The sequence below is a fragment of the Lysinibacillus sp. NPDC093712 genome (assembly GCF_050280025.1).
Classification (GTDB): Bacteria; Bacillota; Bacilli; order Bacillales_A; family Planococcaceae; genus Lysinibacillus.
Map to the genome: position 1 here is coordinate 36710 of NZ_JBNNUU010000013.1, position 23790 is coordinate 60499.

At 42.8% G+C, this 23790-nt stretch carries 42 protein-coding genes; 7 read left to right on the forward strand and 35 right to left on the reverse strand.

What is annotated here, in order from left to right; translation table 11 throughout:
* Positions 1-12 precede the first annotated feature (12 nt).
* From ACQKNX_RS24435 to ACQKNX_RS24485, 11 genes are all read right to left on the reverse strand, one after another.
* Positions 13-294, reverse strand: a complete 282-nt coding sequence (locus tag ACQKNX_RS24435; RefSeq protein WP_427431157.1) for a thioredoxin family protein — start codon at positions 292-294, stop codon at positions 13-15.
* Positions 291-770: an HNH endonuclease gene (locus ACQKNX_RS24440; protein ID WP_427431158.1), complete on the reverse strand. Its 480-nt coding sequence runs from the start codon at positions 768-770 to the stop codon at positions 291-293. Before ACQKNX_RS24440 ends, ACQKNX_RS24435 begins: the two co-directional genes overlap by 4 nt.
* On the reverse strand, positions 767-3067 hold the full coding sequence (locus ACQKNX_RS24445) for a DNA polymerase (protein ID WP_427431159.1): 2301 nt from the start codon (positions 3065-3067) through the stop codon (positions 767-769). Before ACQKNX_RS24445 ends, ACQKNX_RS24440 begins: the two co-directional genes overlap by 4 nt.
* Before the next feature lie 30 nt (positions 3068-3097).
* On the reverse strand, positions 3098-4729 hold the full coding sequence (locus ACQKNX_RS24450) for a hypothetical protein (RefSeq protein WP_427431160.1): 1632 nt from the start codon (positions 4727-4729) through the stop codon (positions 3098-3100).
* Complete coding sequence (locus tag ACQKNX_RS24455) at positions 4729-5133, reverse strand: group I intron-associated PD-(D/E)XK endonuclease (RefSeq protein ID WP_427431161.1); 405 nt, start codon at positions 5131-5133, stop codon at positions 4729-4731. The genes ACQKNX_RS24450 and ACQKNX_RS24455 overlap by 1 nt, the downstream gene beginning before the upstream one ends.
* 20 nt (positions 5134-5153) lie before the next feature.
* A complete protein-coding gene (locus tag ACQKNX_RS24460; protein WP_427431162.1) occupies positions 5154-5621 on the reverse strand; it encodes a hypothetical protein in 468 nt (155 codons plus the stop codon).
* Between the two features lie 472 nt (positions 5622-6093).
* Entirely contained in the window at positions 6094-6840 is a 747-nt protein-coding gene (locus tag ACQKNX_RS24465) for a hypothetical protein (protein WP_427431163.1), read from the reverse strand.
* 131 nt (positions 6841-6971) lie between these two features.
* Positions 6972-7133 (reverse strand): hypothetical protein, encoded by a 162-nt coding sequence (locus tag ACQKNX_RS24470; RefSeq protein ID WP_427431164.1) that lies wholly within the window; start codon positions 7131-7133, stop codon positions 6972-6974.
* Positions 7130-7690: a hypothetical protein gene (locus ACQKNX_RS24475; RefSeq protein WP_427431165.1), complete on the reverse strand. Its 561-nt coding sequence runs from the start codon at positions 7688-7690 to the stop codon at positions 7130-7132. Before ACQKNX_RS24475 ends, ACQKNX_RS24470 begins: the two co-directional genes overlap by 4 nt.
* Before the next feature lie 21 nt (positions 7691-7711).
* Positions 7712-7882 carry a hypothetical protein gene (locus tag ACQKNX_RS24480; protein ID WP_427431166.1) on the reverse strand — a complete coding sequence of 57 codons (171 nt, stop codon included), beginning with the start codon at positions 7880-7882 and terminating at the stop codon, positions 7712-7714.
* 262 nt (positions 7883-8144) lie between these two features.
* Positions 8145-8705 carry a hypothetical protein gene (locus ACQKNX_RS24485; RefSeq protein ID WP_427431167.1) on the reverse strand — a complete coding sequence of 187 codons (561 nt, stop codon included), beginning with the start codon at positions 8703-8705 and terminating at the stop codon, positions 8145-8147.
* 282 nt (positions 8706-8987) lie between these two features.
* Here ACQKNX_RS24485 and ACQKNX_RS24490 point away from each other — a divergent pair, with 282 nt between their 5' ends.
* Positions 8988-9176 (forward strand): helix-turn-helix domain-containing protein, encoded by a 189-nt coding sequence (locus ACQKNX_RS24490; RefSeq protein ID WP_427431201.1) that lies wholly within the window; start codon positions 8988-8990, stop codon positions 9174-9176.
* Here the strand turns inward: ACQKNX_RS24490 and ACQKNX_RS24495 are convergent.
* The 17 genes from ACQKNX_RS24495 to ACQKNX_RS24575 form a co-directional block, all read right to left on the reverse strand.
* Positions 9139-10134 carry a toprim domain-containing protein gene (locus ACQKNX_RS24495; RefSeq protein ID WP_427431168.1) on the reverse strand — a complete coding sequence of 332 codons (996 nt, stop codon included), beginning with the start codon at positions 10132-10134 and terminating at the stop codon, positions 9139-9141. The two genes, ACQKNX_RS24490 and ACQKNX_RS24495, sit on opposite strands and share 38 nt — an antisense overlap.
* A gap of 363 nt (positions 10135-10497) precedes the next feature.
* Complete coding sequence (locus tag ACQKNX_RS24500; RefSeq protein WP_427431169.1) at positions 10498-11859, reverse strand: DnaB-like helicase C-terminal domain-containing protein; 1362 nt, start codon at positions 11857-11859, stop codon at positions 10498-10500.
* A gap of 155 nt (positions 11860-12014) precedes the next feature.
* Complete coding sequence (locus ACQKNX_RS24505; protein WP_427431170.1) at positions 12015-12230, reverse strand: hypothetical protein; 216 nt, start codon at positions 12228-12230, stop codon at positions 12015-12017.
* Positions 12227-12418: a hypothetical protein gene (locus tag ACQKNX_RS24510; RefSeq protein ID WP_427431171.1), complete on the reverse strand. Its 192-nt coding sequence runs from the start codon at positions 12416-12418 to the stop codon at positions 12227-12229. Before ACQKNX_RS24510 ends, ACQKNX_RS24505 begins: the two co-directional genes overlap by 4 nt.
* Positions 12415-13182: a DNA replication protein gene (locus ACQKNX_RS24515; protein ID WP_427431172.1), complete on the reverse strand. Its 768-nt coding sequence runs from the start codon at positions 13180-13182 to the stop codon at positions 12415-12417. The genes ACQKNX_RS24510 and ACQKNX_RS24515 overlap by 4 nt, the downstream gene beginning before the upstream one ends.
* A 7-nt stretch (positions 13183-13189) precedes the next feature.
* Positions 13190-13336 (reverse strand): hypothetical protein, encoded by a 147-nt coding sequence (locus ACQKNX_RS24520; protein ID WP_427431173.1) that lies wholly within the window; start codon positions 13334-13336, stop codon positions 13190-13192.
* A 1-nt stretch (position 13337) separates the two neighbouring features.
* Positions 13338-13568 carry a hypothetical protein gene (locus ACQKNX_RS24525; protein ID WP_427431174.1) on the reverse strand — a complete coding sequence of 77 codons (231 nt, stop codon included), beginning with the start codon at positions 13566-13568 and terminating at the stop codon, positions 13338-13340.
* Complete coding sequence (locus ACQKNX_RS24530) at positions 13565-13741, reverse strand: hypothetical protein (protein WP_427431175.1); 177 nt, start codon at positions 13739-13741, stop codon at positions 13565-13567. The genes ACQKNX_RS24525 and ACQKNX_RS24530 overlap by 4 nt, the downstream gene beginning before the upstream one ends.
* On the reverse strand, positions 13732-14106 hold the full coding sequence (locus ACQKNX_RS24535) for a hypothetical protein (RefSeq protein WP_427431176.1): 375 nt from the start codon (positions 14104-14106) through the stop codon (positions 13732-13734). The genes ACQKNX_RS24530 and ACQKNX_RS24535 overlap by 10 nt, the downstream gene beginning before the upstream one ends.
* Entirely contained in the window at positions 14081-14497 is a 417-nt protein-coding gene (locus tag ACQKNX_RS24540; RefSeq protein ID WP_427431177.1) for a hypothetical protein, read from the reverse strand. The genes ACQKNX_RS24535 and ACQKNX_RS24540 overlap by 26 nt, the downstream gene beginning before the upstream one ends.
* Positions 14494-14688 carry a hypothetical protein gene (locus ACQKNX_RS24545; protein ID WP_427431178.1) on the reverse strand — a complete coding sequence of 65 codons (195 nt, stop codon included), beginning with the start codon at positions 14686-14688 and terminating at the stop codon, positions 14494-14496. Before ACQKNX_RS24545 ends, ACQKNX_RS24540 begins: the two co-directional genes overlap by 4 nt.
* On the reverse strand, positions 14685-15038 hold the full coding sequence (locus ACQKNX_RS24550) for a hypothetical protein (protein ID WP_427431179.1): 354 nt from the start codon (positions 15036-15038) through the stop codon (positions 14685-14687). Before ACQKNX_RS24550 ends, ACQKNX_RS24545 begins: the two co-directional genes overlap by 4 nt.
* Positions 15035-15385 (reverse strand): hypothetical protein, encoded by a 351-nt coding sequence (locus tag ACQKNX_RS24555; RefSeq protein ID WP_427431180.1) that lies wholly within the window; start codon positions 15383-15385, stop codon positions 15035-15037. The genes ACQKNX_RS24550 and ACQKNX_RS24555 overlap by 4 nt, the downstream gene beginning before the upstream one ends.
* Complete coding sequence (locus tag ACQKNX_RS24560; RefSeq protein WP_427431181.1) at positions 15378-15611, reverse strand: hypothetical protein; 234 nt, start codon at positions 15609-15611, stop codon at positions 15378-15380. The genes ACQKNX_RS24555 and ACQKNX_RS24560 overlap by 8 nt, the downstream gene beginning before the upstream one ends.
* Positions 15612-15665: 54 nt before the next feature.
* Complete coding sequence (locus ACQKNX_RS24565; protein ID WP_427431182.1) at positions 15666-15968, reverse strand: hypothetical protein; 303 nt, start codon at positions 15966-15968, stop codon at positions 15666-15668.
* Complete coding sequence (locus ACQKNX_RS24570) at positions 15959-16153, reverse strand: hypothetical protein (protein ID WP_427431183.1); 195 nt, start codon at positions 16151-16153, stop codon at positions 15959-15961. Before ACQKNX_RS24570 ends, ACQKNX_RS24565 begins: the two co-directional genes overlap by 10 nt.
* A gap of 498 nt (positions 16154-16651) precedes the next feature.
* The gene (locus ACQKNX_RS24575; protein ID WP_427431184.1) at positions 16652-16951 is read right to left on the reverse strand and encodes a helix-turn-helix domain-containing protein; all 300 of its coding nucleotides are present in this window, start codon (positions 16949-16951) and stop codon (positions 16652-16654) included.
* Positions 16952-17030: 79 nt separating this feature from the next.
* Here ACQKNX_RS24575 and ACQKNX_RS24580 point away from each other — a divergent pair, with 79 nt between their 5' ends.
* Together ACQKNX_RS24580 and ACQKNX_RS24585 are read left to right on the forward strand one after the other, a co-directional pair.
* On the forward strand, positions 17031-17633 hold the full coding sequence (locus tag ACQKNX_RS24580) for a hypothetical protein (protein WP_427431185.1): 603 nt from the start codon (positions 17031-17033) through the stop codon (positions 17631-17633).
* A 17-nt stretch (positions 17634-17650) separates the two neighbouring features.
* Positions 17651-17896 carry a hypothetical protein gene (locus ACQKNX_RS24585; RefSeq protein WP_427431187.1) on the forward strand — a complete coding sequence of 82 codons (246 nt, stop codon included), beginning with the start codon at positions 17651-17653 and terminating at the stop codon, positions 17894-17896.
* Between the two features lie 10 nt (positions 17897-17906).
* On the opposite strand, the gene ACQKNX_RS24590 is transcribed toward ACQKNX_RS24585, so the two are convergent.
* Positions 17907-18827, reverse strand: a complete 921-nt coding sequence (locus ACQKNX_RS24590) for a hypothetical protein (protein WP_427431188.1) — start codon at positions 18825-18827, stop codon at positions 17907-17909.
* A 467-nt stretch (positions 18828-19294) separates the two neighbouring features.
* Here ACQKNX_RS24590 and ACQKNX_RS24595 point away from each other — a divergent pair, with 467 nt between their 5' ends.
* From ACQKNX_RS24595 to ACQKNX_RS24605, 3 genes are read left to right on the forward strand one after another with little or no spacing between them, the layout of a single operon-like run.
* On the forward strand, positions 19295-20368 hold the full coding sequence (locus tag ACQKNX_RS24595) for a hypothetical protein (RefSeq protein WP_427431189.1): 1074 nt from the start codon (positions 19295-19297) through the stop codon (positions 20366-20368).
* Positions 20349-20642 (forward strand): hypothetical protein, encoded by a 294-nt coding sequence (locus tag ACQKNX_RS24600; protein ID WP_427431190.1) that lies wholly within the window; start codon positions 20349-20351, stop codon positions 20640-20642. The genes ACQKNX_RS24595 and ACQKNX_RS24600 overlap by 20 nt, the downstream gene beginning before the upstream one ends.
* Positions 20643-20648: 6 nt before the next feature.
* On the forward strand, positions 20649-20828 hold the full coding sequence (locus ACQKNX_RS24605) for a hypothetical protein (RefSeq protein ID WP_427431191.1): 180 nt from the start codon (positions 20649-20651) through the stop codon (positions 20826-20828).
* 29 nt (positions 20829-20857) lie between these two features.
* Here the strand turns inward: ACQKNX_RS24605 and ACQKNX_RS24610 are convergent, their stop codons facing one another.
* Positions 20858-21037: a hypothetical protein gene (locus ACQKNX_RS24610; protein ID WP_427431192.1), complete on the reverse strand. Its 180-nt coding sequence runs from the start codon at positions 21035-21037 to the stop codon at positions 20858-20860.
* 82 nt (positions 21038-21119) lie between these two features.
* Here ACQKNX_RS24610 and ACQKNX_RS24615 point away from each other — a divergent pair, with 82 nt between their 5' ends.
* The gene (locus ACQKNX_RS24615; RefSeq protein ID WP_427431193.1) at positions 21120-21749 is read left to right on the forward strand and encodes a hypothetical protein; all 630 of its coding nucleotides are present in this window, start codon (positions 21120-21122) and stop codon (positions 21747-21749) included.
* A 2-nt stretch (positions 21750-21751) separates the two neighbouring features.
* Here the strand turns inward: ACQKNX_RS24615 and ACQKNX_RS24620 are convergent, their stop codons facing one another.
* From ACQKNX_RS24620 to ACQKNX_RS24640, 5 genes are all read right to left on the reverse strand, one after another.
* The gene (locus ACQKNX_RS24620) at positions 21752-22099 is read right to left on the reverse strand and encodes an aconitate hydratase (protein WP_427431194.1); all 348 of its coding nucleotides are present in this window, start codon (positions 22097-22099) and stop codon (positions 21752-21754) included.
* 111 nt (positions 22100-22210) lie between these two features.
* Positions 22211-22960, reverse strand: coding sequence for an N-acetylmuramoyl-L-alanine amidase (locus tag ACQKNX_RS24625; RefSeq protein WP_427431195.1), 750 nt, complete (start codon positions 22958-22960; stop codon positions 22211-22213).
* On the reverse strand, positions 22957-23241 hold the full coding sequence (locus ACQKNX_RS24630; protein WP_427431196.1) for a phage holin family protein: 285 nt from the start codon (positions 23239-23241) through the stop codon (positions 22957-22959). Before ACQKNX_RS24630 ends, ACQKNX_RS24625 begins: the two co-directional genes overlap by 4 nt.
* A gap of 12 nt (positions 23242-23253) precedes the next feature.
* A complete protein-coding gene (locus ACQKNX_RS24635) occupies positions 23254-23517 on the reverse strand; it encodes a hemolysin XhlA family protein (protein ID WP_427431197.1) in 264 nt (87 codons plus the stop codon).
* A gap of 35 nt (positions 23518-23552) precedes the next feature.
* Positions 23553-23711, reverse strand: a complete 159-nt coding sequence (locus ACQKNX_RS24640; protein ID WP_427431198.1) for a hypothetical protein — start codon at positions 23709-23711, stop codon at positions 23553-23555.
* Between the last annotated feature and the right edge of the window lie 79 nt (positions 23712-23790).

Consider the following 23790-nt stretch of genomic DNA (forward strand, 5'->3'; position numbering starts at 1 on the left):
ATTATCGTCTCCCTACTTCTTAAATTTCGCATATTCAATCGCAGCTAATACGTCGTCAAAGTTGACATTACCGTGAACTCGCGTCATTTCTACGCCATTTCGTTTGAATACGAGGACTGGCACGATAGTAATCTTGTATTCGTCAATTAACGATGGATTCTCGCTAATGTTCATCGTTGTTAGCGTTGCGCCTTCCGATTCGAGGCGTGCTGCGTTATCTTCTAACGTTCTGCCTAGCCATTTGCACGGTGGGCATCCGTCCTTTTCGAGTTTGATGATTTCAATTTGCGTCATTTATGAGTTTCCTCCATTAATTTAAATGCTTTCGTTATAGTAGAAGGAGAAACGTTATATTTCCTAGCTAATATAGCCTTTTCGCCTCGCCTGCCACTATAATTCGTTGTTATTTCGAGAATTTGAGAATATGTTAATTTGGATTGCGGGTTATCGTCCCCTTTAGGAAAATTATATTTCCTATGATTTTCTAATGCTGTTACGGTTTCTAAGTTACACAATCGATTATCTAGTTTGTTTTCGTTGATATGGTTTACGGTTAGATTTAATAATTCTAATCCTCCTACGTAAGATACTATTTCGTGAACACGGTAACGTAGAGTCTTACCTTCGTGCCAAAATGCAACGGTGAGGTACCCTTTATGATTCAAAAAATTTTTCAACCCCACGACTGTTCCTTTTTCTACGTCGATCGTTAATTTTGATTTATATTTATCTAGCAAAAACGGAAGTAACTCTAGTCGTTCAACGTTCAAACAGTTCCCTCCTTAATTGATAATTGACCCAATTCATCAAATTTCACACGACTTTCGGACACTCCGTCGCCCCATCGGTATGGAAAGAACTCTAAATCTGTGCCATTCTCGATTTGTTCGAACTTGTACGATTGTGTCATAACTCTCTTAATCTCATTGATTTGATCGCTAGTTATATTGTCGGCAACTTCCATAATCAATTCGTCGTGAATCGGAGCTACGATAAATCCGTCAATTGTTTCGAGATATTCGTCCATTTTCAGCATCGTAGCTTTCGTCATAATCGCAGCTTCACCTTGCACTCGCGCATTAGTTGCCTGGCGTACCGCCTTATTGACATCTGCGTTATGCAATCGCTTTTCTTTATATTCGTCGTCCCAATACTTGCCCCACGGTATGTTATGCGTCTTTTCCCTCGCTTTTGGCAGACGACGTTTACGCTGTTCTCGTCCAATCCATACGAAACCGTACTTCTTAACGAACGCTGTGTTAGCGTTGATCCATTTCACTAATTCCGGCAACCCTTCGTCAAAACTTTCGCTGAATTTCTTCGCTTCTTCTTTCGACGTGCCGAGCAGATTCGCGAGACTTCCGATTCCCATTCCGTACATTTTCGCGAGATAAATGACTTTCATATCCTTGCGGTATTTCGTGTCGCTGCCATCCGGATTCTTGTAACATTCATCGTACGGCTTTTTGAACGCTTTGCTCGCCATCATTGCGTAGTTATCAAGCCCTTGCGCAAATGCGTTAATGATTACAGGCTCATTCGATAAGCTGCCGGCTACGACGATTTCTTGCGATTTAAAGTCGGCTGAAATCCATACACGACCTTCCGGCACTTTGAACATCTTTCGTGCTTCATATGGTTGATTCTGAATGTTCGTGCGGTCACCTTCGCTTTCTCCGTCCTTGTCTTTACCGCTGGAATAGCGTCCTGTCACCGTTCCGTTACTATCGAATCGCGAATGTAACTTGCCCGTTTTCGGATGAATCTTCTGCGGTAAACCTTCGATATAAGTGCCGGACATTTTCGTCTGTTCCTTATACGTCAAGAATGCGTCAATTACTTTGTGCGTTTTCCGTAATGGCTTTAGCGTACGTTTTGCATCGAGATTAGCGAGCGATTGTCCGACTGCTTGGCTTAATAACGGTAACATCTGTTTCGGAGAGTTAAGGTTGATTTCCGAGATGTCTCCGTCGTAGTATTTCGCACATTCCGAGATAACGAATTTCTCCGCCTCTGCAGCAATTGCGTGAAGCTGTTCACCGTATCGTTTAGCGAAATCTAAGTCTAAGTCGAAGCCCTTGCGTTCCATCTTAAGGTTAAGTCGAAGCAACGGCATTTCCACTTCGTAAAGGTAACTCATAACGTTCGGCAACTTTTCGAGATGCTTACGTTGGAACAAATAGAAGTCCCACGTTACGTGCGTATCCTTGCATCCGTAGATATAAAACGGATCAAGCGCAATTTTCGTAAAGTCCTTTTCCTTTCCGAATAATGTTCCGAATGTGTCTGCCGGACGTTTAAGGTATTTCTCTATTAACGGTTTAAGCTGATAGTTTCCGCCAACTTCACGCTCGTTTTCGTTTAATAAGTGCATGGCCGTCATTGTATCGTGATAAAGGTTAGCGACAATAATCCCGTAGTTTTCTAATATCGCAATATCGAACGGCCCATTATGAGCGACCTTCTTAACGTTAGGATTTTCGAGGCACGGCTTCAATAGCTGTAGCGATTCAATCGGCAACGCTCGCGGATCATCCATCGGCTGTAGTGCTATATAATAGTGCTTATCGACGGAAGGCAACGTAAACGATATTCCGATAATTTCATCAGTAAATATGTCCGTGCCCGTCGTCTCAACATCAAATGCTACGATTTCCTCTCGCTGGACCATTTCGTTTAATTTGCGAACAGCGTCATCGTCCATCAGCAAGAAGTAATTATCCGGCTTATTATCGAGTAGCTCCTGCAGCTTACGTTGTCTTCCCGATTCTTCTAATACCGCATACAACCGGATAGCCTCCGCCTTGCTAAATCGCCCTAACTGCTTAATATTGCCTCGCTTATCCGTTTTAGGCTGTTCGCGACCGATTAGCCCTGCGTCCATAGCACGCTTAACCTCTCGCAATTTCCGTAAGTCTGCGTCAGTATTCCGTTGATTGAATATCCGAACCCATGCGTCCTCCATCGTTTCTGTTGCGTCCTTCTTACGTTGTGCTGCCTGCGCCAGTGCGCTGGAGGCGGAAACTTGCCCGCCTATTTGCGTGTTTAGCTTAACTTCGAGCTTCATTTGCCCGCCTCCTTTTGCGTTGATATTGCGTTATTGTGCGACTGTTGATTCGACTGGCGCGATTAATTTGACGCTTGACCAAGTACCTTGCGAAATACCATTCGCAATAACTGCTGTGCTGCCTGTATTTCCGTCACATCGAGCGATTCCGACCGTTCCTATAGCGTGACGACCTTCGTCAGAGATAACTTTAACGACGTCGCCCTTTCGAATCTCGCCAACCTTACGTCCAATCTTCGCCCATTTTGCCGTTTCAGCATCGACAATTTCGTATCCTCCCGTACGCTCAATCGAACACCAATCTCCCGAGTCATCCTTAAACGCTAAGTATCCGCCACTAGGTTTAGTTTCGATTAGATACGGCTTGCCTGCTTGTGTGTCCGCAATACTTCGCTTAAATTTCACGTAATCGCCCACCTTTAACTTTGGCGCTGTTGCCTTCGCAATTTCTGCGTCAGTAGCTTTGACGATTTGATCAGCATCAGCAACTAACGTCTGTCCTGCGTATTTGCCCGTTAAATGTTCGATTTCAAACTCGCAAGTAACTCCGGCATCGCTCGGATATTCGCCGATTTCTGTAATCTTGGCGATGCTTCCTTCTAGTCCACGATATGACTTAACGATTTTCACGTAATCACCTACGGCAAATGACGCTTTGTGCGCAGCCTTTTCGTATGCTTCGACTTCTGCTGGCGTTGCTTTGCGCATCTCAGAGAAGTACGTCCAATTTACGTAATCTGCTCGTCCTACAACGTGAACACGCGCATCGCTAGCACTTTCGTCAACTTCGGTAATTTTCCCGATGTCTCCTACGTCGTTATCCGAACCATTCGTATTGCCTGTAACCACGACAATATCGCCAACTTGCAGAATATATTGCGCCTCATATACGTCGACTGTTTTGCGAGTTCGTCCTAGCGATTCGTTATATACAGCAAATAGGTCGCCATCAATATCCTTTATACGTCCGTATTTTTGTACCAGGTACGATTTACCTTCCGTATAGTTGTACTCGCTGTATTTCGTTAAAATCACGACATCACCTTCGCGAGCCTCACGATCAACCTTGCGGTATTGTACGCCTTCAAATTCGATTGTTTCGTTTGCTTGCGATTTAACAACGTTTACGACTTCTGGCTCGTCGACGAATAAATTACGTTCATCTCCTACGTCGTCAATAATATTAAGTCCATCCCGTCGCTTAATTACTTTATATCGTTTACCTTCCGTTAAATCGTCTAGTATTCCGTGCTTTTTCCACACTGCAAAGTTAACGGTAACCTCGTCTCCTTCTTTTATAGCGAAAGGCTTTTCCGTCTCAACCTTTTCGCCTTTCAACGAAGCAACGTCGCTTTCTAGGCTCGACACGCGCTCCTCTAATGTTGGCGCGGAGATTTTGCGGAATACTGCACACTCTCCGTCTGCTACATACATGTGAAAACGGTCGCCTTCGTCGTCAATTGCGTGAATATCACCGTCACTATCGACTTCTGTTACTTCGTAAAATTCGCCTTTTGTGAAGTACGTAACATCGCCAGTACATAACGCTAAATCGCCCGCCTCTGCGCTATCGACCTTCGCATACTCCGCGCCATCGTACGCAACCTTCGTAATTTCACCGTTTACCATATCTACCGTCTTTACATTCATTAATTTCGCCATTAATTAATCGCTCCCTTTTCCGTAATTTTCAGCGGCAAGTACCGCCATTTCTCGTTAGCCTCGTCGACTTTTACCCAGTAATCCGTAATTTCTCGATTCTCCGTTAAATAAACGTGCTCACCAACTACGCCGATAAATGCGTCACAGTCCGATTTCATGTACGTTGCTCCACTGTTTTTCAGACCGCGAATGACGTAGTATGGAACGCCTTCTTTCTCTCGCAGCTTAATCGTCTTAACTTGGATGCGAAGGCTTTCGTCGCCTCTTACCGCAATCAAGTCGTGCGCTTCGGGAACGGTCGGCTCTGATACCGACCATCTGTCCGCTAATAACGCAGCCATTGCTAGTAATTCCGAGTGTCGTCCGATTGTGCTTGTGCTTAATACCGTTGTATCTTGCGTCATAGTTGCGTCACCTCCTCGGACTAGAACGGTAATGGTTCGGTACCGTCGTCCTCGTTAGGGATATCGTGGCTAGTTTCACCAGCGTCCGCAACTGCGCTATATCCGATTTGCGTTACATCGAATCCAGCTTGACGAAGCAATGTGGCCATTTGCGTTTCATCTTGTTCGAACCAAATTCCGTTAAAGATAGCGTGATCGAACGTCTCCATTGTCGGACCTTTTGCGAAGTTAGCACGCTCAACGTCCGTCAAGTCCTCGTCCATATCGATAATCGGTGTCAGACTCACCTTCGTATTAGTCGACGTGCCTTCTTTCGATAGCTCGAACGCTAATTTGTCGAGCTTCTTCTCGTACTTCGTAATTGCGCCAGATACTGCGAGTGCTTGCGCTTTTGACAAGTCGACAATAATCGTTTCGCCGTCTGCTAAGTTTACGAATGCCGTCGCGAATCGCGGTTTGCCTGCGTACTTATACGCTTCTTGGCTCATAGCGTCCTGGAACTGCTTCGACTGCTTGCGGTAAAATTCTGACGCTATATCCCACGGAGTAGGATTTCCAGTTACATATCCGTTTTCATCGCGAGTTGCCGGATTCTTTGCGACGAACGAGTTGACCTTCTTGTAAATCGAGTAGCCGTACGCTAACTGCACCGCAGCTTTTCCGATTACACGGACTTTGAACGACGTTCCACTGCTGAATGACGTAAACTCTGACGAATTACCTCCGCCACCGTCATTTGTTGCGTTTAGTGCTGCGAGAGCGTCTGCACCGTTTGTGTAGTTTGCCATTAAAATACCGTCCCCTTTTGCGTCATTAACGCGTTATTGTTTTCGAACAGTGACCGTCACCGTCCGTAAATGCATCGAAGGAAATGCCGGCTACTTTTACGTCGAGAACCATACGCCAATTAGCGATATAATTCCGGAGCAACCTTCGATACATTCACCGACGTTGATTTATTTAACCAACGCCCTGCGGAAGTAATTTTTGCGTTAATATATCGTCAATATTCTTAAATTCCCAGTACGGAATTCTTATTAAGTTAATATTTCTAGATAGGCAATATTCTGTCTTGATTTTATCGTGATACTGCGTGAGTTCCAATCTCTCCTGCCCACCTCTACGTTTTGATGATACGTAATGCAGCGAGCCGTCATACTCTATCAATGTGATTAACTTTCCGTTTTCATCATAAACACCAAAATCAAAACGCAACGGAAGTATATCCCGACAATCATTGAATTTAACTTCGCGATTGAAAGAGAACTTTCTCGTCTCTAACCATCTACTAATTTGCGCTTCACCTTTAGATAATTTACATATAGAGCATCCGTGTCCTCCTAAAATAGTATCTGGTCGGGTCATAAATGTGTTTCCGCAAATATTATGTTTTACTTCTACAGGAATTTTACTTCCTTGATACTGCCCGACTACTTCATACTCACCATTACCTAAGAGTTCTACCTCTTTAACAAATTGAGAGGGTGTTTTTCTTAAGGCACTCACTTGGGCATTTCTAGCGCACCTTAAACACCTACTCCCTCCCAAAAATATAGAAGGTTTCATTTCAAAAGAATGCCCGCATATGTTATGGAACATCTCAACTTTAACTTCTGAACCGCCATAATTACTTAAAACCTTATATTCATCGCCAACAAGCGCCTTAACCTCCGCAACAAACTCCTCATGCGTTTTTCTACGTCCCATACTCTGTTCCCCTCCTAGTAATCTAGCGGACTATCACCGCCTTTCTATTCGCGTTTAAATACATTATTTACGCTTCTTCCCGTGATACGTAACTGCTTTCGTCGCAGCAATAATCGCCTTTTGCGCGTCTGTCATTCGCCAATCACCGCCTTAACTCCACCCATTACTGCTGAAATCTCACGGTAATCTCTTCCGTTGTATAAATGCGCTATTTGATACGCAAAATCGACTAATTTTCCGTCTAAAAATAGGTAGGCGATATAGTTTGCTTTCTCCCGCTGTTCCTCGCTCATTCGCCAACCACCTCGCTAACTTCACGCTCTGCAACTTTAATTTGCGTTAATTTTGCGTCAACCTCTTGCGCTAATGAATCAACTTGCGTTATAATAGCGTCAATACGAGTTTGAATTAGCGCCTGCGTATGCGGAGCTTTGCAACGAACCTTGTTAAGCGTCAGTTCTGCGATGCTTACGTTAAGTTGCGCTTGCTGTTCCGTCAGCTTGCGAATTTCGCGTCGAAGTTGCGTCGTCATTCGTGATAACTCGCGCTTGATTGCTGCGGAAATTCTTTCTACCGTTAGTTTAGGCGCCAATTTCTGCGCTACGTAGTCATCAACGGTGCTTAGTCGGTAAGTCGTAATGACCGTTTGGCAAGTTTCGTCTAAGATTAAGCGAACATCTTTCGCAATATTATCGAAGATGATTCCGCCAGTGCCGTCGCGTCCTTTGCGGACTGATCGTGTATACCATTGGCGGAGGGTGTGCGCTACATTTTCGTTAGTACCTTTAACGTCAAGGCGTTCCTTAGCGCGGTCGATTGCGTGCATACTTACGTGTAATTTTTGCGTCATTTTTACGTCATTCCTTTCGTGTTAACTAACTTTTGTTGCGCGAATTGATAGTCCGTAATGATCCGCAGCGTCGTCATCTGATGGTAAGCATCCGTTGTAATCTAAGTGTGTCCGTGCGAATGTCGTGTAAAATTCGGAAATTGTGGTAATTTCCTGTGAATCATTGTCGTGTAAAGCGTCATATGGTCCCATTTTTCACTCTCCTTAGTGGGTTTTTAAGCTTTTTCTGTTTAAAAATTACGAGTTCATGCTATAATGCGATTAAAGGCGGTTTTGACAATAGTCAATATAGATAGAAAATAATACATAAATAAACCGGCCGTTTAATAGTATTAATATAGGGTATACATACGACGTACTTAAAAAGTCGCCTGTATGTGCGCTTGGTTAAGCGTACTGACAGTCATAGTACTTATATAGGACTAGGCTGCCAGCAAATTAACCAATCAGATTTTTAGATAGCTAAATATTGCGATACGTCTCCAAAACGTGAATAATCGTAGTTTTTAGCTAAACGCGTTATACAACGTGTTACTTTTGAGTGATGAACGCCCATTTCCTCAGCAATGGATCTCATGGATGCGTTCGGTTTTTCTAGGATGAGGTTTACGGCAGCAACCGTAAATTCGTCCGCTTTATTTGTAAGAGCCTGGATAAGCAGCAACTTGTCCGGGCTTTTTTCTATGCGCTCTAGCGCGACATCTTCCGTAATGTTATCGTCAGCAAACTCAAACATTGCGTTGCCTTCTTCGTCTTGTAAGCCCTCAATATGGATGACGTTGTCGTAAAACTTGCGCTCTTTCCGGGCAGCAACCCTCTGTGCGCATTGGTGAAGTATCGGTTTGATATACGCATCAAACGATATTCTTCCGTCATACCTCTCGTACTTCTTAGCAAATTCCTCGCACATTGCACTCTCGTATTCTTCAACTGGAATGTTTGTTGCTCGCGAGAATCGCTTAGAGAAAATTGAGATAGTCTTTCTCGTTCTATTAAATTGTTTTTCAAATTCCAATTCTATCGCCTCCTTACCCTCTTATATACACGCTTTTTTGTTTTGGCGCACTTTTTTGAAACTTTTTTTAACTTTATTTCGTAAATTATGATTAAATAGTTCAATTAACCATTTTTAGATAAATCTAGCTACATATTTTGATTATACCTAACATAACAATCACTGTAAACGTTATTCATGCGGCACAATTTTCGTTCCACTAGTAAACTCCTATTGTTATAGGCTTTATCGTAGGAGGATTATATACATATGGCTATTTCATACGCACCATTGCGTTATCTAATGGAGAAACATAACGTATCATACCGCCAACTGCGCGCAGAACTCGATATACACTCGACGTACACAACCCGCATGAAAAACGATACTGGCTACGTCTCTCTCGAAACAATCGACTTGCTCTGCGAATATTTTGACGTTCCTGTGGACGAAATTATCGAATACTTTGATCCGTACGAATACGAGGAATAATCGTAGGCAAGTCGTACGCATTCTCAAACGCTTCTATTAGCCCGCCTATTCCCTTCGCAAGTAAAACTTCGTTCGCATCCTTATAAACGCTACCACGCCATTGTATGACGGATATATCACGTCCTACCAACGCTTGTACTACCTGTGCGTTAAATCTAGCGCCAGCCTTATCGTTATCTCCCGCAACCATTAACCTTTTGAACGGAAGTCTCCGTATTATATCTGTTTGTTGCTGCGTAAATGAAACGCCTCCGATTGCAATTGCGTTGTAACCAGCGACACGCCACGACAAAGCATCTATCTCCGCCTCGCATATAATCAAATCGTCATAGGAACGATTGTACAAATCTGCTCCGAAAACTAGCTCCCGAATAGGCCTTGCATTACGTTCGTAGAAAAACGTTTTTCCCCTTGTAGCTCGATATTTTATGTTAGACAACTTGCCGTCCGAAGAATGCCAAGGGATGGCGACAAAGCCGTAGTGACGCGACTTTCCAACATTTGCCTCTACTTGTACTTCTTCGGAAATACCACGCTTAGTCAAATATGGAGATGGTTGTCTCTCGATAATATCACGATGCAAAACTCTTTTAAATGCATCTCTCTGCAATCTTGGCAAAATAAGCACTAAGTCACCGTTATTCGACGATTCGCTATATTTCGACAATAAATACTCCTGTGTTTCTTCGTAAGTTTCGTTTCGTAAGAATGTTAGTAGCTTTACTATGCCTCCGGACTTCCATTCGTTGTCATAAGCGCCCGAATCACCCCACGAACCAGCCGGGTAATCTCCATTACCTTCAAGTAAGACAAAGAACGAAGGGGAACGGTCATATCGAAATGGACTTGCCGCAATTAATTTATCATACATCCATTTTGGACGCGTCCAATCAAATACTTCTAATTCTTCGCGAATATCAATATCAATACTTTGCCCATGTACAGTTATAGCCCCCAAACATTTACAACTCCTCTCGTGATTTTGACTCCAAACACTATATATGGTGTATTACTGTTTATTTTAATGTTTGTAACACAATATGTAGTGGTTGTTATACCTTCTTTTAAATAAAACACATCATATAGTGTTGTTTACCCATTTAGTTACACTACATGTAGTGTTTGTCTTTATGATATTCCACGAAAATTTATTAAACAAGGGGTTGATTTTTTTGAAATTCTGTAAATCTCAGTAGTATCAACGGAAAATAACGGTAATTTTTTTTTGAAAACGGCTCTATAGCGCATGTTGTCTACGTTTTTCTAACTAACATGGCGTATTTTTAACCGCCTTTTCCGAATTTACCTCTCACACGCCTACCTAAAAATCGAATTGATCGACTGAACCTTCTCCCGTTTCCATTTCGCGAACAACGCCAATTTGCGGAACATAAATAATTTCAACGGAATCTCCTTCGCCGCCATTTCGCCCTTTGTTAATTCCGACAAGCCCTCGCCCCTGTTTATAATCCGTATCAACCGCAATTAACATCGCAGCATCTTCGAGCAATGCTTTCGTTTTCTTAACTTCGCTACGGTCTGGCAACGCTAATTCGCGCGTTCCGTCTTCGTCTTTTTCTTCCTTCGATTCGTCAGCTTGCGTTATGGCCAACGTTACCACTTGCGAATTTCCCGTTAATCGGCGCAATTTCATCGAAGTGTTCGCAGCATCTCCGCCAGTTGTTCGCGAAGTATTCTTTTCGTAATCGAGGTAATAAAATGGATCGACGATAACAACGTCAGCTTCCGTTTTTAAAATATCCGCCTCTAATTGGCGTAATGATCGGTCACGGAAATCTGCGTCGTCTACTCCGCGAACAATAATCGTCCCAGGTAAGTAATCGTTCACGCCCTGCAGAAAGTTGCGAAAGGCTTCTTCGATTTCTGGCGTTAAGCTTCCTTTTCGTAAAGCATCCGAATTAAAGCCGGAATCGCCTTCGTAGATTAACTCGTTCTTTACGGATTCCAATTTAGCGTGCGTGATGCCTAATCGTCCGCTGATTTCCGTATACAAGCGCACCATGACTTCATATGTCGGCATTTCCATCGACCATTCCAGGACTGTTGCGCCTTGCATCGCGAGTGTTACCGCCTCTTTAATCGCAGCAATGACCGATTTACCTCGTCCAGATTTACCGTAAACAACGTACATGTTTCCGCTAATATATTCGCCAATGTTCGAAAATGAAGATTTCCACGTTTTGAACGACTTACCTTCTTTGCGTCGCTCGAACTCCGAAAGGAACTGCGTTGTATCGCGTTTTATATCTGTTCCCACTTTTTTGCGAACGTCTGTTCGGTGTTTTATATTATCAAACTTTTCCTGTAATTTGTCAATGAGCCGTGGGACATCATTTTTATACTCGTCAAATAACGGTTGTATGCCCGTTTGAACCAAATCAATAAACTCTTTTTGTCCAGCGTCATTTAACAAACGACGCGTTAACCATTCGTAGCTATCACTCACTTGCGGTACATAAAAGAAGTCTGGCACATGTTCGACAACTGTTGCATAACTCGGAGCTTGCCCACGATTCTGTTCGGCATATTGGCGAATAAATTCGTATGCTTTACGGTCTGCTTCAACGGTGAAATGGTCTGCCGTTATATTGTGACGAGCGAGCGCTTGTATGTCGTTATCATCGATAATTTTCGATAATAGAAGTGTTCCGTTGTTACTCATTCGTTTATCTCCTCCTTAACTATATCGGGCTTCTTACTTCCTTAACAGTCGCAAGTTCAGCGTTTTAACGTTTTTTCCAATCCTCATAATTCACGTACTGCTCCGCCACAATCAGCGATATTCCAATTACAACAATCATAATCTATATTACGCTACTAATCTGCGTCAAAATAATGTCGAACCTCCTCGTCTGTTGCTAGGCGCCAGTACTGCGCCACTACTATCGTAGGCTCGTTTGTTGTTCTCCCATATCGTCCGCTCATATTTCCGTAATGGACAGATACTCCCTCGTTCGATACTTCGCAAATTCCGATATAGCCAATTAAGCGATGGACTACAACGTTTCCTTCTGCGATATAATCCGTATTCACGATAACTCCGCCAATTCTAAATGGATTTCAGATAAACGTTTCTTGCTACGCTCAATATGCGTTTGGTCGTCTGCCTGCATTGCGTCATGCAACGAAGCTAACTCGTAATCCTGTTCGGCCAACAATGTGCATCTCATTTCGTTATCTGCGTCAATCTTGCGAATGATTTTAACTGTTCGATACGTCATTTCCGTTTCCCCCTTTTCGATTTGCCTACGAAATTAACTAACTCGCAATTATCGCGCACACGATCGAGTAACCTTACGTCAAATACGTCATATAAATCATACGGTTTATCAGCCGCAATTCGTTTATCTGGCGGTGTACTATTAACCATCGGAATATTACTCGTATAGACCGTCGGCAATCCGTTCGTCACACGGTAATTAATAATCGTATGCAAGTCGCCTCTAAAAGCCTCGCTTGCTGACCTAACGCCAATATCATCAAGGACGGCAAATGGCGCATGCTTAGCACGTTCCATCATCGAATAATACGGACGGCTATATTGCTCGGCTACATCTTCCGGAATGTTCTTTCGGTTGAATCCGTTATACAACGTCTGCCACTCGTTCACATCGAGGAAATATGCGGGCTTTTGCGTTGGTTGTTCGCCTCGCTTTAATGCTCCGAGATAATCGCGAATTATATATTCGTTAAGCACCGCCGAAGCTGTCGTCGTTTTTCCTGTGCCAGTCGCCCTGCTAAATAGATATAGCGAGCCGTTAAATTCGCTGACATATCGCTCTATAATTTCGTACGCTTTCGCTTGGTCCTCGCGTGCTGCCGAATTAGCTATCGTTACATTTCGATATTCTGCCGGTACGCCTGCGCTTGCCATCCGTCCACCTTTTCCGTTTAAGCCTTGCATTGCAATTTTGTGCGGGCATGTCGGCGGACAGCTTGCGCAGCCATTGCGATTGCGTTCGTTTAGCAAACATATTTGCGTCATAATTTCGTCATCCTCCTACCTTTTCTAGCTTTTTCTCCGCCTTCTTAGCTTTGCGTTCTAGTTCGGCGAGTTTATAAGTCTGTTCACCACGCCTTGCTCTTGCGTGAAACTCCGGCGTGCAAACCGTTAATCCTTTAACTGATAGTTGCGTCATATTATCGCTCCTCATAATAATCGTTCATATCTGCGCCTAATGCGTCACAAGCTGATTTTAGCCCGTTTTCTAAGCGTTCTACTTTGTCCATAAGCGCAATCATCATCTTACTACCTGGCGGATTATTTACCCATTCTTCGCCATGTCGTAAATATTTAACGTGATAGTCGTGCGTTAATACTACGTTATATTTGCCGTTTTCTACTGATATATTGTAGATATGTTCACTCATTCTTGTTCCTCCTCGCCATTTTCTTTCGCATATTCAATACAAGACGTTCTCAAACGATCAATATCCACTAATAATTCTGCTATCATTGCGCCTCCATACAAAGCCTCTCCGTGTTCTACTGTATTTGCGATATCGTGCGCCATATCCACTATTCGACTTTTACTTAAAGCCATTCCGCCACCTCCTCGGTATTATCTTCAATCTCCGTCCTCTTACTCGCCAATTCCGCCTGTTGGAGCAATCGCGTCATATAAGTCGTCATAAACCAAAACGATAAGCCCGGATATTGTTGCGTCGGCTTATATTGCGTAAAACATGCGTCAATGAACGCTTTAACGACTTTCGTCGGATACATACCAGGCTTGCGTGCTGTTCCGATATACTTTGCGATTAAATTGCGCTCGGCTACGATACTGCCTGCGCTGACGTATTGGATTTCGTAGCGTTCGACGTGTTGATTGATTAAGTACGCTTGAAAATGCGCCGTATTCCACTTTTCGATTGGTGTCTCGCTATAGTGCGTTGCTTTCTTCGCCAATTCTAAGCGCCTCCCTTGCACGTTTTCCGTTGTCCATATCAGCGATTGAATAATCGCATATCTCCGTACCGTCCTCCTCAATCCCCAACGTTGGCATATCGTAGTTTCCTTCATTAGCATAAAATTCGAGTACTTTGCGCAGTCGTGCGTTTTCATCTCCAATTTCCGCCAATTGCTTCAATAATTGCTCCGAATATTTTATGCGGTAATCTGCATATTCGACCGCCTTCGCATGTTCTTGCCGTAGCCACTTAGTCTCGCGTACCATTTCGTAAATAACGTACTCGGGCGCATTAATCATTTGCGTTTCAACCATGCGGTCATATTCGAAAAGTTCTCCGCGAGCATCTGCTAATTTGCTGACTAAATCGTCCGTTGATTCAAATGTCAACCCGTTTCCTCTCCTTCACATAGCGCCGCACTCGCAAAATTCTCAATACATTTTAGCGACATCTGCGCCTCTAATACGTTCTCCTGTCCGTTCCTTACGCCAATCAAACAGCAAGTCAATGCGAATTTATAGCGTTCGACTTGCGCGGCTAATTCGTATATTGTGCGTTCTGTTGATGTGCGTTCAGTCATTTTAATGCGCTCCTTGCTATTGCGACAATATCGTCATAGCCGTTATCATGCGTTATGCTTGACGCTTCTTCGGTTGCTACTACGATAATGTCCGTTAATTCTGCACGTAATCGCTCAATTTCCGCAACTAGTGCCGGAATATCTTGGCGTGCATGTGCGATGAATGTTGCGTCTGAAATATCTGCAATATCACCATGAATAAACCATTCACCATGCTCATAGTCGAAATGTTCAACGACTGCTGGACGCCTATCTTCTCGCAAGTTATCTCCTTTATCGAAACCCCACGGACCAGGCGTCGCCTTCGCTAAGCGCTCTTTGATTGCGTTTAGTTGTTCTGGCGTCATCATACGTTCACTCCTTCGATTTTTAGTCCATAAGCTTCTGAGACAAACTCAATTCCTCGCATTGTAGCTAAATCACTATCGCATCCGAACTTCTGATATAAATCGCTAAGATTCCGGTATTTCTCCGCAACTTTCTCGGCCGGTGTTTGTTCGATTTCGTATCCGAAGAATATAGCATCTATTGCTTCTTCCTTCGTCAGTTCCGAAAATATCTTACGGTGCTTTGGGTGAGACGAAACCTTTTCATTGTCTAAGAAAGAGCATAACGGACCTATTTGACACGTTCCGCTCTTTAAAAACTCAATAGCCTCCGCAACCTCTTTCGACACTTTCACCTTTGCGTTAATCATGCGTCAGCTCCTCGAAAATTCGATACCAATTGTCGTGAATATAACGAATACATTCAAATGAATAGCTTCGTGGATTATACGCTTTTATACAATCGCCAGTAAACGACTTGACGTCAACTACTACTAACTCGTCACCAGCGCGATACCCTCTGACGTTTTTTACTGCTACTACCGTATCGCCAACCCTCGGCTGCCTATCGTGATAAATCCGTTCTGTATATCGCATAATTATCCCTTCCTTTTCCCTTCGTTTTAGCCGTTTTAAATACGCCCCTTACAATTAATCCATTGTGCGTAATAAACCGCTAATCTCACGCCTAAACAAAGCGATTTCATTGCGTAGCTCTCCGAGCGTCTGCGCATCCGATTCGAATATGCGCTGTCTTGCGATTAATTCTAGCGCCTGCTCCGGCTTTGCGCACCACTTCCAATCACGCCATTCTGTACGCTTCTCTGCCGAGTGTTTCTTCGGATCAAATGCTGGCGATAGCGTCGGGTCTACCGTGTGCTTGCGTTGTACGATGATTTGGTGCTCGTCGGATTTGATGCGGTATTTATCGGATATTTCGATGTTTAGTGACATTTATTCATCGCCCCTTCGTACAGTCTTTTTAAATTATCGTAAGTATCATCAGCGAAAATTGTGTCGCCTTGCTTCGGCACTATTATCGTATTCGAACGCCCGTTATTCCGAAGCTCTCCTATTGATACGATTTCTGACGTTTTAACCATTCGCCTAAATCCGTTAGTTGTTACGATTTCAATCATTCCGTTCATTCCTCCTTATAATTCCGTTTGATTTAGCGTCGAAACGCCTCGCATGATAAATACGTCAACTTGCGAATTAATACCGTTTTTAGCCACGTTTATAAAGGCGATTTGATGTTGCTATGTTCTGCCAGCTTGCTATCACCAGTGAAGCGTTGTTCTAGCGGACAGTTTTCGCATTTGAAGATATGGACGCCATCTTGTGTTGTATAGCTGAATACGTGGTCGCAGCGTGTTTGTTGTAATTCCGTGTGATTACGATTAATTCCGATCATTACGATAAATACCTCCTTATTATCTTTGGCGTAATTCTTTTAGATTGCGATTATATCGTTAAATCAATAGTTGATATGGAGCGATAGCGACATAGAGGATTTATGCGCTAGCATAAAGACTCGTTAATCTTTTAAAGATAGTAGTTTAGTTAAAAAGAAAGTAGTATAGTTCGTGTATCCAGATCGAGACCCCTACGCCGTATCCAAACGGAGACCCCTACGGTTATTTATCGAGTAAATAGTACGTATTAGTCGTCTGCTTTCCGCCTTTATACGTTCGCTTTTCTCGGCGAATGTATCCCGATTTCTCCAACGCTGCAAACGCTTTAAATACGCCATTACGTCCAATTCCCGCAACTTCTGCGATAGTTTGTGCGCTTGGATGCGACTGTTTGCTAGCGTTGTCCGAATATAAACAAAGCGTCATATAAACGATTTTGTCACGGTGAGTTAGCGATTTATCTTGCGCTAGGGATTGCGGTATCATTACAAATTTGGCTGTGCGATAGTCGATTACTTGCATATTGCGACCTCCTTACCAAGCTTATATACAAGAAAATACAATTTGGCGCACATGCAAAGTAAAATAAGTCTAAATACCTATGAACTATATCGTAAAATATACGTATATAAGGAAATTAAATGTAACGGAGGAAATTAAGGTGAACAAAATTAAAAAACCGATATTCAAACGTTGGCAGTTTTGGGTTGGAGTGGTTGCAGGCTTAATCGTTTTGGGGTTAATATTACCGGATCCGCCCGCTGATAAAGAGATAACAGTAGAAACGGAAGATATAGAGGTGACTGAGAAAGATAGTAAGGTTGGTACAGAAAAGCCCGAAGCTACTAAAGAACCTAAAAAGATAACTCCGTTATCAAAAGACGAAGTTTTAGAAAACTTTGAAGTCGAACCGTATCTTAATGGAACATTCACTTTCGTAGGAGATCGTACAGAAACTGCAGACTATTACTCTTTAGCGGATACTGAACAATTCCGAAACGCAAGCATTATTTTTAAAGATGGGCAGATTGCGCGTGTAAAATTAATACCTGGCGATATTAAAAATGTGGATAAGATTTTCGAAGATTTCGGAGTTAAGGACGAGCCTCGCAAATTAAGTGGTGCTGCAGGCTTTTACGAAGTCGCCTTAATACCGAAATATTGGTCGCAAAATATCGAAAAATATCCATATGACTTAGATTGAATAGGAGATGACTTTCGTTGGCAATACGATTTACACTCGCAAATACACTACAAAAATATGGCATACAACAAATCCAACTCGCAGAAGAATCGGAAACACGCCCGACTACTATTAGTCAGATGTGCCGTAATGACATCAAGCGAGTGAACATCGAAATGATAGAACGTGTAATCCCCGCACTAGAACGGCTTACTGGCGTAAAACACTCGCTAGATGACGTCATGATATACGTAAGAGACGACGAAGATAAGGACGCCATTTAGGGCGTCTTTTTTAATCGCCAGTTAGCCAGTTATAAACTGCTCGTCCAGACGCATGACTTCGCTCTTTCAGCCAGTTATAGAACGGCATCTTGCGCTCGGTTTTCGCCTCAACAATCGCTGACTTATCAGCTACTTTCGGTCGATTCGAAGCGTTTATATACGCACTTGTAAACGCACCTACAACGTTGTCGAACGCAGTGCCTTCCGTCATTGCAACGGACATATTAAGCAGCACTGATTTAGCCCGCACGAAGTCTGTAATAGTAGCGTTGGATCCAACGCGTAAAGCTATAACGTGCGCTTTCGCTTTAATTTCGGCAGACATCGGCATTGATTCGATTAGCTTGAACGTAGCAATCTGATATTCATTAGTTGCGTACTTTTCGATATACTCGCGTTGATCTTCGAGATTTATAGAATCGTTTATAGGCGTCTCTTTATTATCTTTTACTTGTTTTTGTAACGGTAGTTCGGAAAGATTAGTAGTTTTTGCTACGTCAATTTTCACGTCATCAGCTACGTCAATTGTGTGAGAATCGGAAACAATTTCGTTAGTTAGCGTCAATTCATCCACGCGATTGAATACGTAAATATTGTGCGCTTGGTAGTTGTTTGCTTTTTGCGTATTAATTACGGTAATTAGATTTAGCTTGCTGGCTTTGCGTAACATGCGGTCAAATGTTGAGCGACTAACGCCTATCATTTCGGATGCGTGCGTGCTGGCAACGGCCTTCTGAATCTTGCACCACGCTACGCCTACGACATTGGCCGCGAACTTGCGTAATTTATTTAGCGCAATGTATTCCGATTTTGTAAACTCGGATTTTACGTCGACCATCGCTTGTTCAAAGTTATTGTTGAAATCGTTAATATCCGTAAATTTCGATAGCAAATCGTAATTACGTTCTGTTGCGTATGTAACAGTATTCATAATCGTTATCCTCCATTTGAGAAAACGAAAAAAGCGTCCATATCGCAATTTACTTACGACACAAACGCTTTATTTTGCTAAAATCGCTTTACTTACGCATAAATAGATGATACAATGTCTATATTATATGTATGTAAACGAAATTAGTCGGTAAAGTGTTGGTCGCGAGTTCGAGTCGCGGTTGACGGTGATAAGTGCTACCAACACTTATTCACACGCCGGCTTTTTTCTTTTTCCGGTCAATTTGTTGTTATCCACAACTTTACACTGCAAAAAACGGAAATGCAAGCATAAAATTCATTTATCCCCAGGTGCGCTATCTCGAAAATGAGGTGGCGTTATTTTTATGATTTTATTGTATTTACGGTAAATTATACGTAATCGATTACGGTAATTTTTTTGGTAAGTATTGCATTACGGTAAATTCGTGGTATAATTACGGTATAAAACAAATCGGAGGCGATTAAATGCAATTATTTGCGTTAGATTTAGGAAACCGTCAAGTTAAGTTAATGAGTGAAAAAGCTACGAAAGTCCTACCTAGTTATTTTGTTAATGCGGCTGAATACGGAAAGCGTGATGTATTGGCGCTAGTTAAAAAAGAAGAAGCAACAACATGGGATTACGTGAGTGGACGTGATTCAGAATTTACTTATGTTTGGGGACCAGGATTAAATGTTAGTCGTAAGCGCGTAACAGATACGCTAGACTTCAATGCTCGCTATGACACATTAGAATTTAAAGTTTTAGCAGATTTGGCTTTGGCTGAGCTTGCTCGAGACTTTGAAGAAGCTTCTAATGGTGTGTTAGACGTAGCTGTTATTACAGGTGTTCCAACAGACGATTATGATACAGACGATACAATCAAACATATAAAGAATGCTCTTATCGGAGTGCATAGCGCTACAATTGACGGAGTTTCGTACGTAGTGCGCGTACATTCGGTAGATGTACTTATGCAGCCAGTAGGGACGGCTATCGACGCGATGGTCGACGCTTTAGGAAACATTAAGGACGATAACGAAATAGAAGATAGTTTCGTAGGCGTAGTCGACATCGGTGGGGGAACGGTTATTATTGACGCATTTGATAACATGAATCTCGATACAGATAATCACGATCAATTAGAAGAAGGTTCGCACAAGCTGTTTATCGAAATCCGTAACCGTATGGTAGAAAAAGGGCATAAGATTTCAGAGCATGAAGTCGAGCAAATTGTTCGTGAAGGTAACGACAGAGAAGTATATTCGTGGTCGCCGAATGGACGCGAAACGATTGACTTAACGGACATTATCCTAAGAGAACGCAAATTGTATACACGTAATATCGCGCAAGCTGTTAAATCGACTTATAAAGCAATGTCACGTATGCGTAAAATCTACGTAACTGGCGGCACGGCAAACCTTCTGATTAAACCGGAATTTGAACGAGTAATCAAAATAGCAGAATTTGTACGTAATAGCGAAACGGCAAATGTGCGCGGATACTACAAATACGGCTTACTAAATGAGGTGACTGCTGTTGACGAAGCTACGAATTGAGGTCGTACTAACGGAAGCAGACGCGGATATTATCGAGTTTATTCAAAGTAGTAGTGTGCCTCGAGCTACTCAATTTAAGTTGGCGATGCGAGAAAAGATACAGCGTCGTGAGGAAGAAAAGTTTGACGTTAGAGTTAAGCGATTGTTGGACGAAGTACTTTCGCAACGTGGCGTAAGTGGTACGGTAATCGACGAAGTGAAACCGAAAAAGAAACTCGGCTTCGGTTCAAAACGCGTATATGACGACGAAAAACAGACTGATACGACGAGGTGACTTGGCATGACGTTTGAAGAACAAAATCAAATTCGAAAAATGCTTGAAAATGTAAACAAAGATTATCTGTTGACTTTGTTAATTACACAAATGGGACAAAATCATGGATATGATTACGAAAAAATGTTAACAGCTACGTCAGAATTTTTACAAGCCGTAAATGAAACGGAAGATAAGTATAGTTAAATAAAAAAATCCGAGAGGACACAAATCGTCTACTCGGATTTTTTCTTTTTCTTCTTCTTTTTAGGAACGGTAGGGTAGCCGTATTTCTCGGACATCTTTTTTACGCCTTCCACAATTGCACGTTTTTTATCTTCTGCTGCCATAATAAAATCACCGCCTTTGCTTTCAGTCTGTCCAATTATTCGATTTTCTAATCGGTTATAGGACAAACTCGTCTCTCATACTTTATAGAAACGTGCTAGGGACGTCTGGAATGTGTCCCTACGTTAATAGTCCTTTGGGAGGCGGAAAATGAAAATGAAAAGAGTAGGGGAGGCCCAATCTGTACGTTCAGACAAAAAGCGCGATGTGAAGCCCACTATTCCAATGGATTTAAAAGACATCCTCTATCGCATTTCTTATATAACATATACGCCGGTTAAAGACGTTTGCCAACAGATGGCGATGCTCGTCTTACATGACCGCAGAACAATCGAACAATTATCGAAATATTTCAAGCGAGACTTAATCATGGGCAATACAATGTTCGTCGGAAACATTACGAATAAGACGATGGAAAAAAGACCGAAAGTACGCGGGGATCGCGTAACTATCCGTTTTACTCAGAAAGAGTTTGAATCGGTAGCACTACTTAGCTACGCATTGGACTGCACGCCATCACGAACAGTCGCGATACTTCTCGATCTCAGCATGAAAAGTGTGCGCTTTGTTAATGCGTACATTAAGCGTTACTTGACCGAAGAATTGAACGAATCACAAATGCGCGAACTGCGGGCGATTTTACGATATGTTAATAAAGTCGGAGAATCATACTTTTCCTGGGCGTCGTTACTCGAACATGTTCTTGCCGAAGTCGGCAGTCCAGTATCTCGAATTAAGGAAGCCGTAAGCGACTTTATCGATATGAAATGGCGTGAATGACTTTACTGTTCGATGTTCAGTCGCTCTAATAACAATTTTTCTACTTGCGTTTTTACCGCCATATTTGCGTAACGAAATACTTGGTCCTCGCCTGGCGTGGTTATTGTTAAATCGGAAAAATACTCGTTAATCTTTTCCCACTTAACGACTTTTATTTTCTGTTTTGCTAACAAGCGCTTTTGGTTGTAATACTCGGTTTGAATTGACTTAATAAGCTTTTCAATAATCGTCAAATATACTTTGCTCATTTTCAATTTTTCAATCGCCAAGTTGTCGCGTTGCAGCGACTCTAACGCTAATTCCATGATGATAAACTTATGCATCTGCGCTCTTTGTTCAAAACTTATCACGCATTCTCCCTCCGATTCGGAACGTATGTTTGTGATAATGATAGAACAAAAGTTCTTATTTAGCAATAAAAAATCGACCGCAAGGCACGAAGCCCGGCGGTCAATTGTTCGTTATTTAGTTGTACGGTTCACATACGCGATACTATAGCTAATCAATTGGACGTCATCGTACGTATCCAATTTCGCTAGATGCGACTGCTGGAACACTCCGCATGCAACGGCTTTCTTAATCAGCTCTTTCGCTTCTTCACGTCCAGTAGCGTTCAATAATTGCGGCATAACATTAGTTTCCTCCTTTTGCGGTGGAGATGGCGGATTCGGTACATTAAGCACGATCCCCGCCTCTTTTGCGAGCGATACAGCGATAGCTACACAAATTGCGTCAAAGTTACGTTGATACAGCTCGACGTCTGCTTTACTATCAACGAAGCATACTTCGAGCAATAGCGCAGGCATATTCGTTCTTGAAGTGAACGCTAAATCTCGACGCTCTTTTGGTCCGCGATCCTTGAAGCATCCGGCAACGGCAATCGCTTTACTTACGTTAGCAGCCGATTGTTTTGCGTCGTAATAAAGGACTTCACAACCTCGCGGAGCATCTGTAGTGCCCGCCGCGTTGAAATGGACGCTAACGTCGAGTGTGCGCTGTTTACTGTTATGATACGCAACAATGGCGTTAAGGTTGTCGCGTTGTGTACGGCTCGTATCGTCATGATAAACGTAAACTGTTGCGCCACGTTCACGAAGATATTTCGCTACAGAATCGACTACTCGGCGTGCTTCGTCTACTTCATCGATAAAGCGTCCAGCACCGCGAACATACTGTCCGTGTCCCGAACTAATTACGATTGCTTTCGTCATCGTCTCACGTCCTTTTTCGGCAGATTATACGACATTGCTTGTCGGCTATCCGATAGTCCACGCGTTGTTGGATCGTTAAGTGCGTTGTATACGCTCACGCCCGCAGTCGCCAAGACATACGGGTTAGATAGTGCGTCGATTGCGAGCTTGCCTACGCTTCCCCACGTCGTTAAATCTGCGCCAGTAATTCCGTAATAAGCGAATACGGGGGCTGCGATGGATAGCGCAATCTGAATCCAGAATTGCGGATTCTTTGCGCGTACTTTAAAGTTAATTTTCATCCGATTTCCTCCTTAATTAAGCGCTAAAATAGTTGTAACTACGCCGATCGTCGAAAAGATTCCGCCGATAATTGTCCCGATAAGCCAACGGCGATTAGCGCTAGCTTCTGCGCGCATTTCCTTTAATTCTTCTTCGTGTGATTCTGCGAGCCGTAGCGCTTGATTAGCGGTTGCGTCTGCGATATTAGCTGTCTGACGAATAGCACGTACGTCGTCCAACTTCGCCTCGATTCCGCCTAGTCGTTGATATATGTCGCGTACTAAAGAGTCCTCCAATAGTGCGACCTCCTTTGCGTTAATATTGCGTTGTGTTACGCCGTTTTCTGTGCGTCCATTAATGTCAACAATTCCGTATATTCATCGTCCGCCAACTGGTTATTAGCATAAAAGACGTTTACTTTATTCAACATAGAAGCCAGCTCATAACGTTTACGGTCAATTAAAAACTTACATAATTCAAATACTGTCATTTTAGTTTCCTCCCAATCCTAGCTCACTACGTGATACCAGGTATTCAGTGTTTAATAATGTTTGAGCCTGCATTTCTTC